This window comes from Gemmatimonadota bacterium, assembly GCA_009838645.1.
Classification (GTDB): domain Bacteria; phylum JAAXHH01; class JAAXHH01; order JAAXHH01; family JAAXHH01; genus JAAXHH01.
In genome coordinates this window covers 160,473-173,598 of record VXRC01000049.1, presented here as the reverse complement: position 1 = coordinate 173,598, position 13,126 = coordinate 160,473, and the positions used below count along the sequence as shown (strand labels likewise).

Here is a 13,126-nt window from a genome sequence, read left to right as displayed (position 1 = left end):
GGCGCGGCCGGATTCAAGCAGCGCGATCGGCCGGTGGTCTTTGGTCTTGATTGACGCGCGAAGCGCAGTAGATTAACCCACATCCCGTTTCAGTGCTTATAACGTTACATCCACACCCCGTCTTCAGCGAGAGAGGTACGCCATGGATGCCGTCCTGCGCGCGATATCCGATTTCATGTGGGGACCCTGGACGATCGGCGTGCTCGCCGTCCTCGGTCTCATGCTCACCGTGGCCAGCAGGGGGGTCCAGTTCCGGAAGTTCGGCACGGCCGTCGGCCTGGTCATGCGCGGCGCCCTGCGTCGGGACAAGGGCGAACAGGAATCGGGTGACATCTCGCCCTTTCAGGCGCTGACCACCGCCATGGCGGCCACCATCGGCAACGGCAACATCGCGGGCGTGGCGACGGCCATCGCGGTGGGCGGACCGGGTGCGGCCTTCTGGATGGCGGCCATGGCGCCCCTGGGCATGGCGACGAAGTACGCAGAGACCGTGCTGGCCCTGCGGTACCGGGGAAAGACACGGGACGGCCTCATGCTCGGCGGCCCCATGTCCTATTTGAAGGAGGGGCTGAACCTGCCCACCATCGGAGTGATCTTCGCCCTCTGCGCCACGCTGGGCGGCCTGGGCGGCGGGAACATCAGCCAGGCGAACTCCATCGCCCTGGTCATGGACTCCCAGTTCCACGTGGCCAAGTGGATCACCGGCGCCCTGCTGACCGGCATCCTGGCCGTCGTCATCATCGGCGGGATCAAGCGCATCGGCCTGGTCGCGGAAAGGCTCGTGCCCACGATGGTGCTCGTCTACGCCGCCAGCGTGGTCTACGTCGTATTCACCCATTTCAGCTTGCTGCCGGCAACGCTCTGGCTGATCGTGGAAAGCGCCTTCACTCCGGTCGCGGCCATCGGTGGTTTCGCCGGCGTCACGGTAGCCCGGACGATACAGTACGGCATCCGGCGCGGCGTCATCTCCAGCGAGGCCGGCCTCGGCAGCGCGGGGATCGCCCACAGTGCGGCCCAGACGGACAACCCGGTGCGGCAGGGGTATATCTCCATGATCGGCGTCTTCATCGACACGATCGTCGTCTGCTCCATGACCGCGGTAACCGTGGTCATCGCCGGCGTGTGGCACAACGGCGAAATCAGCACCGCCCTCGTGGCTTCCGCACTCAACACGACCATCCCCTTCGGCGGAGCCATCGTGGCGCTCTGCTCCCTGATGTTCGGGTTCACGACCATGGTCACCTGGTCCTACTATGCCGAGCAGGGCCTGCGGTTCGTGACGGACTCCCGGGGCGTGGTGCTGGGCATCCGGATCACCTGGTGCGCGGCCGCCTTCTTCGGGGCCGTATATGAAGCCCGGTTGATCTGGGACCTTGGCGATATCATGGTCGCCTGCATGATGTTTCCCAATCTCGTCGGATTGATCGGTCTGACCCGCGAAATACGCGTGGTATCCGCCAACGAACAGACCGCCGGGGCCGCTTGACGATGAAGCGTATATCGGGTATATTACCGGTGGGTTGGAACGGTGCGAAAAAAACCGAACCGATTTTCGTTCCGGGGCCTCTTAGTATAGTGGACGGTATAGACGGTGCCTCCCGCACTTCACGCGCAGTCGGACCCAGACGCAGGATACACGAAATGGCCCACGCGGCGGACGGACTCATCATCGAAAGCGTGCTGAACGGCAGTCCGGACGATTTCGAACAGCTGGTGAAGCGGTATGACCGAGAGATCAGGCGTATCGTAGGCGCCATGGTCAGGAACCGCCAGGACAGGCAGGATATCGTACAGGATATCTGGCTTTCCGTTTACCAGCGGCTGTCGTCCCTGCGCGATCGGGAGCGGTTTCCGCAGTGGCTGCGCGCCATTGCGCGCAACAGGTGCCTCGCCCACGTGGGTGCCCCGCAGCACCGGGAAACGGCCTGGTCGGAGATCCAGCCGGAGGAAGGCGCCGGAAGCGCCTGGCCGGGCGACGAGCACCTGGACCGGGCAAAGCGCCGCAGCGTGCGGAAAGCCGTAGCGACCCTGTCGCACGCACTCGGCCGGACCGTCGCCATGTACTATTTCACCGGTTACTCCTGTGACGAAGTCAGCACGAAGATGAACGTCCCGGTGGGCACCGTGAAACGTAGGCTTTCGGAAGCGCGAAGCAAGCTGCGGAGCATGTTCAGGGACTGGTCGCAATTGCCTGCAGAAGGCGGTCTGGATCTTCGACACCTGATCGTCGCCGCGCCGATTTGCACCGGTTTCTGAGAACTCCATCCAACCCCCGAACGAACCGAGGTCTTCAACAAGACATGTCCCAACCACCGCAGGACCGGAATCAGCACCCGCCCCCGGACCAACGACAGCCCCACCCCAGAAACGACCGGCAGCCACCGCCCGAAAAGACGAGGAAGAACCGCTCGATCCTGATCTGGCTCGTGCTCTTCCTGTTCTTCCTGATGGCCGCGCAGTTCCTGCCCAGGCGGGGCGATAACGCGGTGACGGTGTCCTACACGCAGTTCCAGCAGTTTCTCGAAGCTGACAACATCGAGCAGGTCACCATCACCGAGAAGCTGATTACGGGCACGCTGCGCCAGAATTCGTCGACCGTGGTCGAAGGCGCGAACCAGAGCCTGCGGGAGTTCAAGGTATACATCCCATTCGACGATCCGGAGCTGGTGGCCGATCTCATGGCCAAAGACGTCATGGTTACGGCCGAACCGGAAGCCACCAACTGGGTGGGCTACCTCATCGCCGCCCTGCCGTGGCTGCTGCTCATCGGGTTCTGGATCTTCATCCTGCGCCAGATGCAGTCGGGCCAGCGCGGCATGTTCTCCTTCGGCAAGAGCCGGGCCAAGATGATCGTGGAAGACCGGCCCTCCATCACCTTCGCCGACGTGGCCGGCGTGCTCGAGGCCAAGCGCGACCTGCAGGAGATCGTGGAGTTCCTGAAGAACCCGGACAAGTTCCACGCCCTGGGCGGCCGGATACCGAAAGGCGCCCTGCTGCTGGGGCCGCCGGGCACGGGGAAGACCCTGCTCGCCAAGGCTGTCGCTGGTGAGGCGGGCGTGCCCTTCTTCAGCATGAGCGGATCGGACTTCGTGGAGATGTTCGTCGGCGTGGGCGCCTCCCGCGTGCGGGACCTCTTCGACCAGGCACGTCAGAACGCACCGTGTATCATCTTCATCGACGAAATCGACGCCATCGGACGACACCGGGGCGCCGGACTCGGCGGCGGGCACGACGAGCGGGAACAGACCCTGAACCAGTTGCTGGTGGGGCTGGACGGTTTCGAGAAGACGGACTCCATCATCGTGATCGGCGCGACGAACCGTCCGGACGTGCTCGATCCCGCGCTGCTCCGCCCCGGCCGCTTCGACCGGCACATCGTCGTGGACCGGCCCGACGTGGTGGGACGGGAGAAGATCCTGGAGATCCACGTAAAGAGCCGCAAAATCCCCCTCGACGACTCGGTCAGGCTGGATGTACTCGCCAAGGGCGTGCCCGGCATGGTCGGCGCGGACCTGGCCAACATGGTGAACGAAGCGGCGCTCATCGCGGCGCGGTACGATCGCGCTTCCGTAACCAGCGAGGACTTCGAAGAAGCCAAAGAAAAGATCATGATGGGATCGAAGCGCCAGCTCGTCATCAGCGACAAGGAGCGGGAGATCGTGGCCTATCACGAGGCCGGCCACGCCCTCGCCTTCGAACTCATCCCCGAAATCGACCCCCTGCACAAGGTGACGATCCTGCCGCAGGGCCGGGGCCTTGGCGTGACCATCCCCCTGCCGGAGGAACGCTACCTCCAGTCCCGTTCCTACTGCCTGGGCACGATGGCCGCGGCCCTGGGCGGCCGGGCGGCCGAACAGATCGTCTTCGGCGAAGTGACCTCCGGCGCGCAGAGCGACATCGAGCAGGTCACCCGCATCAGCCGCCACATGGTCTGCGACTGGGGGATGAGCGAGGAACTCGGCGCCACGGCGCTGGGCGAGAAGGAGCACGAGGTCTTCCTCGGCCGGGACATCGCCCACCAGCCCAACTACAGCGAGACCACTGCCCATCGCATCGACCAGGAGATCCAGCGTTTCGTGACCGAGGCGGGAGAACGTGTGGAAAAACTGCTCAAGGAGTACGAACCCCAGCTACACGTCGTAGCCAAGGCCCTCCTGGAACGGGATACACTCTCCCGGGACGAGGTGGCCGCGCTCATCGAAGGCAAGACCCTGCCTCCGAAGGAAGATGCCAACGGCGGAACGAAGAATGTCGCGCAAGAGGACGGCGAGAGCGCCGCAGAGGAGGCGCAGAAGGATGTCGCGCAAGACGACGGCGAGGGCGCTGCCGAATCGAAGGATGTCGCGCAAGAGGACGGCGAGGGCGATACGGAGAAGCCATCGGCGGAAGAAGCGACAGCTGAAACGCCGTCCACGGATGGCAACGGCGTCGCAGCGGTAGACGGCTCGGACGGGTCGGAAACGTCGGACGAGGAGCCGGTAACGGCACCCGATCTCGATGAAACCGTGGAATCGTCGAAGAGGCGTTAACGAAAGGGCGTTAAGCCGGAAGTACTACAGGCAGGAAGAAGATCGCAATTCGGGGGCGAGAGATGCATCTCACGTCCCCGATTTCTTATTGAGCGAAAATGGCTTCATCCAAAAAACCATATCGCGGGACCTTTCACGCCGTCGAACGCATCGGTGATACGCTACGCCGTCCCGTCAATCGATGGACACCCGCAGTACACGGCCTGCTGAGGTATCTTGAAGATACAGGTTTTCAGGGCGTTCCCCGGTTGATCGGGGTAGACGACGAATATGAAACTCTTTCCTGGATTGAAGGGGAATCCGGAACCAGGCCGTGGCCAGAAGTACTGCGGACGGACAGCGGTCTTGAACAGATATCAGGATTTTTGCAATCCTACCATCTTGCAATAAAGGATTACATCCCTACAGACGAAACGGGATGGTGTGTTCCGGATCTGCGATGGCAACCCGGGTTGATCGTACGACACGGTGATCTTGGGCCCTGGAATACCATCTGGTTGGATGACGTACTGCAGGGCGTCATAGACTGGGATTTTGCTGAACCTGGCGAGACGATTACGGATATCGCACAGCTCGCCTGGCATGCTGTACCGCTGCGTGGCGACGATTTCTGGCCGAAAGCCGGTTTCGAGGAACCGCCTGAATTACGGAAACGACTGCATGTGTTGTGCGAGGCTTACGGTGAGTTCAGCCCGGATGGCGTGATTCATGCCCTCCACGACCTCCAGGAAACGGAGATTTCAAGGATATCGACGTTGGGGAGATCAGGCGTCGAACCCTGGAGTACCTGTTTTCGTCGGGGGGACCTGGAAGTTATGTCGCGAGAAATAGACTGGTTGAGGGCGGAGAACCGAAACCTGGTATAGAACGAGCCTGTTGACCTGAACACTTCGGCAACAAAAAAGCCCGGCGGAGATCGCCCCGCCGGGCTTTTGTAATTAACGGTCAGAAACCTGAAGGACTTAGCTGGACTTGGCCAGCACGTCTTTGAGGGTCTGGAGGAAGACTTCGGTTTCCGCTTCCGTACCCGCGGAGACTCTGATCCAGGTACGGAACTCCCGCTGCCGCCGGGAACTGATCCAGACGTTTCTCGCGCGCATTTCCCGGACCACCTGCATGGCCGGGCGTTTCAAATCGGCCATCACGAAGGTGCCCTGGGACGGCAGGTATTCGATCCCCATCTCGTCGAAAGTGGCGTAACACCGCTTCTTGAAATCCCAGACCGCCTCACGGGACTTCTGCAGGTGCTCCAGGTCGCGTACCGCGGCGGCGCCGGCCACGGTGGCCAGGGCGTTCGGCGACTCCTGGTAGTATTTCCGCATTTCGTCCTGAATCTTCTGCGAGGCGACGCAGTACCCCAGCCTCACGGCCGCCAGCGCATATGCCTTCGAGAAGGTCCTGACCACGGCCACGTTGTCGTATTTGACCGCCAGCGGAACCGCCGAGGGAATCGGATCCTGCTCCACGAAGTGCAGGTAAGCCTCGTCGATGACCACGATGGCGGTAGCCGGGAGTTTGTTGATGAAGGCTTCGATTTCGTCGGGTTGCAGCAGCGTTCCCGTGGGGTTGTTCGGATTGGTTATGACGACCAGCGACGTCCTGTCGGACGCCAGGGCGGCCATTCCATCGAGGTCGTGCTTGTATTCCGGCGTCATCGGCGCCCGGATGATGTTGACGTCGACGCCGAACATGTCGTTGTAATCACTGGCGGAACGGGAAATGGACCCGTATCCATATTCCGCTTCGATGACTTCGCCGCCGTTGCGACTGAGATAGGCCAGGCAGAGCAGGTCCAGGATGAGACTGGATCCCGGAGTCAACATGAAGGGACCGGGAGGCGGCCTGAAAAACGAGCGCCGCATGGAATTGTCCGGCTCGGGCAGTTCCACTCCGTCGAAGGTCGACAGGGCCTGCATCAGATCGCTCAGGTCCGTACCGTAGCGGTTGACGCCGAACATCCGGTTCGCCATGGCCTCGATGGCCCGGGGCGACGGTCCCAACGGGTTCTCATTCAGGCTCATGCGTACGAGACCCGGCTGCACACCCACACCCCTGATGGCTTCGATGCTGGGCTTTCCGCCCGTGATCAACTGCGTGGCCATGGCCATTCGGTCCGACATGGACAGGGCGATGCCGGCCGTTCCGGCCGCCAAAGCGCCTTTCATGAAGCCCCGGCGAGACCAGGCTTTCATGGCCGTCTCTGACGCGTGCATATTCGACTCCTTCGGTTAACCTGGGTAAATACAGCTATAGTTAAGTACGACTATAGTAAATACGATCGCGTTAAATGAGTGTACACAGTTTTATTGCTTACAATCCATCGGCCACGTCTCTTCAATATTCCGGCGGCCACCTCTCTTCGATATTCCGGTTGTGGCAGTAGGCGGTATCACCTTGACAGACCTTCGAAGAGGCCGTTAAAATGACCCTGTATGCAAGACCTTCTCCTTGATGTTTCACACCTGTCAGCCGTGATCCCCACAGACGACGGTCCCGTCCGGGCCGTGCGTGACGTCTCGTTCCGGATCAGGCGGGGCAGAACCCTTGGCGTGGTGGGTGAGAGCGGGTGCGGAAAAAGCATGATGGGCCTCTCCCTCATGCGGCTGGTTCCGAAACCCGGGTACGTGGAAGGAAAGATCACCTATCATGAAAGGGGAAACGGGGCGACCGTCGACATACACGAACTCGAACCGGGGGGCGACGCCATGCGCCGGATCCGGGGCCGCAGGATCTCCATGATCTTCCAGGAGCCCATGACCGCCCTCAACCCTGTATACACCGTGGGCAGTCAGATCGGCGAGGCGCTGCGCCTGCACCACGGCATGGACCGCCAGGCCGCCCGTGCCCGCGCGGTGGAGGCCCTGTCCGAAGTCGGCATCCCCGGCCCCCAGCAACGGGTGGACGAGTATCCTCACGAGCTATCCGGCGGCATGCGGCAGCGCGCCATGATCGCCATGGCCCTGTCGTGCGGTCCCGAACTCCTGATCGCCGACGAGCCCACCACGGCGCTGGACGTGACCATCCAGGCGCAGATCCTCGATCTGCTCAAGGAACTGAAAGACAACCTGAACATGGCCATCGTGATGATCACCCACGACCTGGGCGTCATTGCCGACATGGCCGACGAAATCATGATCATGTACGCGGGGCAGGTCGTCGAAACCGGATCGCCGGAGCGGATTTTCTACCAGCCCGCCCACCCCTACACCCGGGGATTGCTCGAATCGGCGCCTCGGATCAACAGGGAGAAGTCGACGAAGCTGTCCACGATCCCGGGCACGGTACCGTCTCCGCTCAACCTGCCTGAGGGTTGCGCTTTCGCGCCCCGATGCCGTTACGCCACGGAGCAGTGCACCTCGATGCCCCCCGTGGAAGAAACCGAACCGGGACACAGCGTTCGCTGCTGGCACGCGGACCGGGTCGCGCTGGATTCCTGATGCGGGAAGCCTGATATGGGAACCATACTCGACGTCCGGAACCTGAAGAAGCATTTCCCGATCCGAAAAGGACTCTGGCGGCGCAGGCGGGGCGACGTCCGGGCGGTGGACGGCGTCGATTTCCAGTGCGGCGCCGGCGAGACCCTCGGCCTGGCGGGCGAGAGCGGCTGCGGCAAGACCACGCTGGGACGGTGCGTGCTGAAGACGATCCCGCCGACTGACGGCGATATCTTCTTCGGCGCGGAACGGGTGAACCTCAGTCCCCTGGACCGGCGCGAAATGCGTCCTTACCTGCACCGAATGCAGATGGTGTTCCAGGATCCGAACTCGTCCCTCAACCCCCGGATGACGGTGAGCGACATCGTGGGCGAACCGCTCCGGGTGAACGGGCTGGCCCGCGGGACCGATCTGGAGGACCGCGTGGCCGGCCTGCTGGCCGACGTGGGGCTGAACGCCGGAGACATGCGCCGCTATCCCCACGCCTTCAGCGGGGGGCAGCGCCAGCGCATCGGCATCGCCCGGGCCCTGTCCCTCCAGCCCGAGCTGATCATCGCGGACGAGCCCGTATCGGCCCTGGACGTATCCGTGCAGTCCCAGATCCTGAACCTGCTGGCCTCGCTCAAGGACCGCATGGGTTTGTCATACATCTTCATTACCCACGACCTGAGCGTGCTGCAGCACATCAGCGACCGTGTGGCGATCATGTACCTCGGCCGGATCGTGGAAACGGGTACGGCAGAACAGGTCTACCACCATCCGTTGCACCCCTACACGGAGGCGCTGATCTCCGCCGTTCCCGTGGCCGATCCCGTGGTACAGAAGAAACGGACGCGCATCGCCCTGACCGGCGACGTGCCCGATCCCGCGTCGCCGCCGAAAGGATGTCACTTTCATCCGAGGTGCCGGCATGCCACGGACCTGTGCCGGGAAGTGGAACCGGAACTCAAGACCTATCCCGGAGGCGTCAAGGCGGCGTGCCACTACAGTGACACGCTGTCCCTCCAGGGCATTTGACCGGGCGGATTGATAAAAAACAGGGTGGAAAAAAAACTCGGAGTCCAGGATGAGAAAAGTTGAGATGAACCTGCTGATCTGCCTGCTGCTGACGGCCCTCGCCGGGCTGCCGGCCTGTACCGGCGGCGGATCTGCACCGGACCCGACTGTTACAGGGACCGCACCGGACCCGACGGTTGCCGGGACCACACCGGACCCGGCGGTTGCCGCCCCAGAGGCCCGGTCGTCGCTGGAAGCACCCGAACTGGCCGCCCGGGTGGCGGCGGGCACCCTGCCGCCCCTCCACGAACGGATCCCGGCCAACCCGCTCGTGGCCAGAAACGATTATGAGGGGTACGACGGCCCGGGGGTCTACGGCGGGACCTGGCGCAAGTTCCACAACAACACCGATCTCGGCTCCTGGAAGATGATCGCCGGATATGCCCCGCTGATCCGGTGGAACCGGCTGACCACGGGCCTCGAGCCGGGTCTGGCGGAATCGTGGGCGTTCAACGAGGACGGCACCGAACTGACGCTCAAGCTGCGCGAGGGTGTCCGGTGGTCCGACGGCCATCCTTATACCTCGGCGTCCTTCCGCGCGTGGTACGACCTGTGCCTCGACGACCGCCACCGGTACCCGCCGCCCGTGTGGTGCCTCGTGGACGGAAAGCCCATGGTGGTCGAAACGCCGGACGACTACACCATCGTCATGAAGTTCGCGGGACCCAACTGGCTGGTGCCTCTGTGGCTGGCGACCGGGTTCTGGTGGAGCGAAGAGTACAACGTGCCGGAACATTACATGAAGCAGTTCCACCCGGACCACAACGACGAGGTGGACGATTTCGTCCTCTACGAGAAGCGCAGGCTGCCCCAGCGCAACCCGGACCAGCCTTCCCTCTGGCCGTGGACCATCTCCCGCATCGAAAAGGGCGGCTTCCGGGTGATCCTGGAGCGGAACCCGTACTACTACGTCGTGGACGACGACGGCCGGCAGCTCCCCTACATCGACCAGGTGGTCACGACCCTGGTCCCCGAAGCCCAGATCCGGGTCCTGCGGGTGCTGGCCGGCGAGGTGGACTGCCAGTTCCGCGATATGGAACTCCGGGACTTTTCCCTTTTCATGGAAGGACGAGATAAAGGGGAATACCGCGTCAAGTTATGGGAGAGCGCTTCCGGAGCGGATCCGGCGATCAACCTGAACTGGTCGGACAACGACCCGGTCCTCCGCGGCCTGATCCGCGACCAGCGTTTCCGCAAGGCGCTCGCGGCGGCCATCGACCGCGAGAAATGCAACGCCGTCGCCTTCAAGGGCCTCGCACAACCCCAGGCCGCCACCGTGAGCGAGGAAGGCTGGCATTTCCTGGATCCGGAGGGTGCGCGACTGTTCGACCTGTGGAAGGCCACCGACGCGGACTACGACATTCCGAAGGCGAACCAGCTGCTGGACGAGATGGGACTCACCCGCCGCGACGCCGAGGGATACCGGCTCCGTCCCGACGGCCGGCGGCTCAGCCTCGTGCTGGACGCGCCGGCCGCGGCCCACATCGCCCACGAAAACGACGTCGCCCTGATCGTGGCCGAGGGCTGGCGGGCACTGGGGCTGGAGGTCATCGTATACACGCCGCCCGGAGCCGAACTCAAGCTGCGCCGCGACCTCGGCGAGTTCACCGTCCATCTCCACGGCGAGGCGGAGATGGACCTTTTCACTTATCCCGACTGGGTATTCCCGACGATGGGGAAGTACTGGCATCCCCAGGTGGGCAAGTGGTACGAATCAGGCGGGGAAAGGGGCGAAGCGCCGACGGGTATCATGGTCGAGCTGCTCGACATCTACGACCGGATCAAGCACGAGCGGGACGAGGAAACCCGGCACCGCCTGGTGCAGGACGCCGTGCGGATCCATATCGAGCACGGGCCCTTCCATCTGGGCACCGTGGCCCGCACACCCAAGCCCGTCATCGTGAAGAACAACTTCCATAACGTACCCGACAGCGGCATTCTCGGCCCCTGGGCGATCGCCGGTCCGGCGACGAGTTTTCCCGAGCAGTTCTATATCGAATGATCAACTACGTTATCAAGCGCTGTCTCCTGGCCATCCCGACCCTCCTGGCCATCTCGATGATCGGCTTCGTCATCATCCAGCTGCCGGAGGGCGACTTCCTGGACCGCAAGATCCAGGAACTGGAGGAGATGTACGGAGACAGCAGTTCGATCGCGCGCATCGACGAGTTGCGCGAGCGTTACGGCCTGGACCGGCCCATGTGGCGGCAGTACGTGGGCTGGATCTCGGGGTTCGTCGTGGGGGATTTCGGCGAATCCTTCGAATACGAGCAGGAAGTCAACCAGCTGATCTGGGACCGGCTCGCATTCACCGTGCTCATCGCCCTGGGCGCCCTGCTGTTCACCTACGCCGTGGCCATCCCCATCGGCATCTACTCGGCCACCCACCAGTACCGCCTGTCCGATAACGTGCTGTCCTTCATCAGCTTCATCGGCATGTCCATGCCGGGATTCCTGCTGGCCCTCGCCCTACTGGTCTTCGTGTTCGAGATCTACAGGATTCCCCTGTTCGGACTCTTCTCGAGTGAGTATGAAGGCGCGCCCTGGACCTGGGACAAGCTCGTGGACTTCCTGAAGCACCTCTGGATCCCGGTCATCGTGGTGGGCATCAACGGCACGGCCGGCCTGATGCGCATCATGCGCGGCAACCTGCTGGACGTCCTCGGCCAGCCATTTGTCCAGACGGCCCGGGCTAAGGGCCTCAAGGAATCCGTCGTCGTCATCAAGCACGCGGCGCGCATCGCCATCAATCCACTGATCACGATCCTGGGCATGAGCCTGCCGAACATCCTCTCCGGGGCCACCATCGTGGCGATCGTCCTGGGCCTGCCGACCGTGGGACCGCTGCTGCTGCGGGCCCTGGTCGCCGAGGATATCTACCTTGCCGGCACCCTGCTGATGATGTTCAGCCTGCTCCTGATCATCGGCAACATCCTGGCCGACATCGCGCTGGCCTGGGCGGATCCGAGGATACGGTATGACTAACCAGGATTCGGGTTATCTCAGCTACCGGACGTTGATCTGGCGCAGGTTCCGGAAGAACCGGATGGGCATCGCGGCGGCGGCGGTCCTGGCGCTGTTCTACTTCGCGGCCCTGTTCGCCGGCCATTTTTCCCCCTACGACCACAACGAAATCCGGATCCAGGTCCGGTACCTGCCGCCCCAGGATCTGCATTTCGACTGGTCCGGCGGATTCTACGTAAACGGCCTGACTTCCACCCAGAACCCCGTGACGCTGGAACTGGAGTACGCGACGGACCCGTCCCTGCGGTACCCGGTCCGGTTCCTGTCACGGGACGGCGGCGGAGACTTCAGGCTGATCCATTCCGAGGGCCCCATGTACCTCCTCGGCACGGACCGCATGGGCCGCGACCTGCTCTCCCGCATGATCCACGGCGCCCGCGTATCGCTTACCGTGGGGATCATCGGCGTGTTCCTCAGCCTGATCCTCGGTTCCGTCCTCGGCACGCTGTCCGGCTACTTCGGCGGCTGGATCGACCACGCCCTACAGCGCGTCGTCGAGATCCTGGCCTCCTTTCCGCCGATCCCCCTCTGGATGGCCCTGGGAGCGGCGCTCCCGGCCGGATGGACGAGCATCGAGACCTACCTGGGCATCACGATCATTCTGTCCATCATCAGCTGGGGCGGCCTGGCCCGCGAAGTCCGGGGCAAGGTCCTCGTGTTCCGGGAACAGGACTACACCACGGCGGCGCGGTCGGCGGGCGCGGGACACTGGTACATCATCTCCCGCCACCTGATGCCTGGATGCTACAGCCATATCATCGTGGTGGCCACGCTGGCCATCCCGGGGATGATCCTGGGCGAAACGGCCCTGAGCTTCCTGGGCCTCGGCATCCGGCCGCCCATGACCAGCTGGGGCGTGCTGCTCGAAGAGGCGCAGCGCGTGACGGTGCTGCTGAACCACCCCTGGCTGCTCTTCCCCGCCGCGCCGGTACTGGTCGTCGTCATCGCCTTCAACTTCCTGGGAGACGCGTTGCGCGACGCCGCGGATCCTTATTCGTGAAAAAGGATTGCAGATACCGTCCCGGAATGGTTAGTTGCAGTGTCGTATCGACAGGAGACGAATCGACCTCCGTAGGACTGTAA

At 63.2% G+C, this 13,126-nt stretch carries 10 protein-coding genes; 9 read left to right on the top strand and 1 reads right to left on the bottom strand.

Going from position 1 to position 13,126, the window contains the following annotated elements; all coding sequences use genetic code 11:
• Nucleotides 1-142 precede the first annotated feature (142 nt).
• The 4 genes from F4Y38_14690 (at nt 143) to F4Y38_14675 (ending at nt 5,395) form a co-directional block, all read left to right on the top strand.
• Nucleotides 143-1,486, top strand: coding sequence for a sodium:alanine symporter family protein (locus F4Y38_14690; protein MXY50530.1), 1,344 nt, complete (start codon nt 143-145; stop codon nt 1,484-1,486).
• A gap of 2 nt (nt 1,487-1,488) precedes the next feature.
• The gene (locus tag F4Y38_14685) at nt 1,489-2,256 is read left to right on the top strand and encodes an RNA polymerase sigma factor (protein ID MXY50529.1); all 768 of its coding nucleotides are present in this window, start codon (nt 1,489-1,491) and stop codon (nt 2,254-2,256) included.
• 44 nt (nt 2,257-2,300) lie between these two features.
• The gene (gene hflB / locus F4Y38_14680) at nt 2,301-4,529 is read left to right on the top strand and encodes an ATP-dependent zinc metalloprotease FtsH (GenBank protein ID MXY50528.1); all 2,229 of its coding nucleotides are present in this window, start codon (nt 2,301-2,303) and stop codon (nt 4,527-4,529) included.
• A gap of 98 nt (nt 4,530-4,627) precedes the next feature.
• Nucleotides 4,628-5,395 (top strand): phosphotransferase, encoded by a 768-nt coding sequence (locus F4Y38_14675; GenBank protein ID MXY50527.1) that lies wholly within the window; start codon nt 4,628-4,630, stop codon nt 5,393-5,395.
• Between the two features lie 96 nt (nt 5,396-5,491).
• Here F4Y38_14675 and F4Y38_14670 read toward each other — a convergent pair whose 3' ends face one another.
• The gene (locus tag F4Y38_14670) at nt 5,492-6,742 is read right to left on the bottom strand and encodes an aminotransferase class I/II-fold pyridoxal phosphate-dependent enzyme (protein ID MXY50526.1); all 1,251 of its coding nucleotides are present in this window, start codon (nt 6,740-6,742) and stop codon (nt 5,492-5,494) included.
• Nucleotides 6,743-6,961: 219 nt separating this feature from the next.
• Between F4Y38_14670 and F4Y38_14665 the strand changes: the two genes are divergently transcribed.
• From F4Y38_14665 to F4Y38_14645, 5 genes are read left to right on the top strand one after another with little or no spacing between them, the layout of a single operon-like run.
• Entirely contained in the window at nt 6,962-7,966 is a 1,005-nt protein-coding gene (locus F4Y38_14665) for an ABC transporter ATP-binding protein (protein MXY50525.1), read from the top strand.
• A gap of 15 nt (nt 7,967-7,981) precedes the next feature.
• A complete protein-coding gene (locus F4Y38_14660; GenBank protein ID MXY50524.1) occupies nt 7,982-8,980 on the top strand; it encodes an ATP-binding cassette domain-containing protein in 999 nt (332 codons plus the stop codon).
• 49 nt (nt 8,981-9,029) lie between these two features.
• Entirely contained in the window at nt 9,030-11,021 is a 1,992-nt protein-coding gene (locus tag F4Y38_14655) for an ABC transporter substrate-binding protein (protein MXY50523.1), read from the top strand.
• Complete coding sequence (locus F4Y38_14650; protein MXY50522.1) at nt 11,018-12,004, top strand: ABC transporter permease; 987 nt, start codon at nt 11,018-11,020, stop codon at nt 12,002-12,004. The genes F4Y38_14655 and F4Y38_14650 overlap by 4 nt, the downstream gene beginning before the upstream one ends.
• Nucleotides 11,997-13,043 (top strand): ABC transporter permease, encoded by a 1,047-nt coding sequence (locus F4Y38_14645; GenBank protein ID MXY50521.1) that lies wholly within the window; start codon nt 11,997-11,999, stop codon nt 13,041-13,043. Before F4Y38_14650 ends, F4Y38_14645 begins: the two co-directional genes overlap by 8 nt.
• The last annotated feature ends 83 nt before the right edge of the window (nt 13,044-13,126 follow it).

What these genes read in the sequence shown, in the direction of transcription:
- F4Y38_14665 (MXY50525.1), top strand. Translation starts at nt 6,962, where the DNA reads ATGCAAGACCTTCTCCTTGATGTTTCACACCTGTCAGCCGTGATCCCC.
- hflB (MXY50528.1), top strand. Translation starts at nt 2,301, where the DNA reads ATGTCCCAACCACCGCAGGACCGGAATCAGCACCCGCCCCCGGACCAA.
- F4Y38_14650 (MXY50522.1), top strand. Translation starts at nt 11,018, where the DNA reads ATGATCAACTACGTTATCAAGCGCTGTCTCCTGGCCATCCCGACCCTC.
- F4Y38_14655 (MXY50523.1), top strand. Translation starts at nt 9,030, where the DNA reads ATGAGAAAAGTTGAGATGAACCTGCTGATCTGCCTGCTGCTGACGGCC.
- F4Y38_14675 (MXY50527.1), top strand. Translation starts at nt 4,628, where the DNA reads ATGGCTTCATCCAAAAAACCATATCGCGGGACCTTTCACGCCGTCGAA.
- F4Y38_14645 (MXY50521.1), top strand. Translation starts at nt 11,997, where the DNA reads ATGACTAACCAGGATTCGGGTTATCTCAGCTACCGGACGTTGATCTGG.
- F4Y38_14670 (MXY50526.1), bottom strand. Translation starts at nt 6,742, where the DNA reads ATGCACGCGTCAGAGACGGCCATGAAAGCCTGGTCTCGCCGGGGCTTC.
- F4Y38_14660 (MXY50524.1), top strand. Translation starts at nt 7,982, where the DNA reads ATGGGAACCATACTCGACGTCCGGAACCTGAAGAAGCATTTCCCGATC.
- F4Y38_14685 (MXY50529.1), top strand. Translation starts at nt 1,489, where the DNA reads ATGAAGCGTATATCGGGTATATTACCGGTGGGTTGGAACGGTGCGAAA.
- F4Y38_14690 (MXY50530.1), top strand. Translation starts at nt 143, where the DNA reads ATGGATGCCGTCCTGCGCGCGATATCCGATTTCATGTGGGGACCCTGG.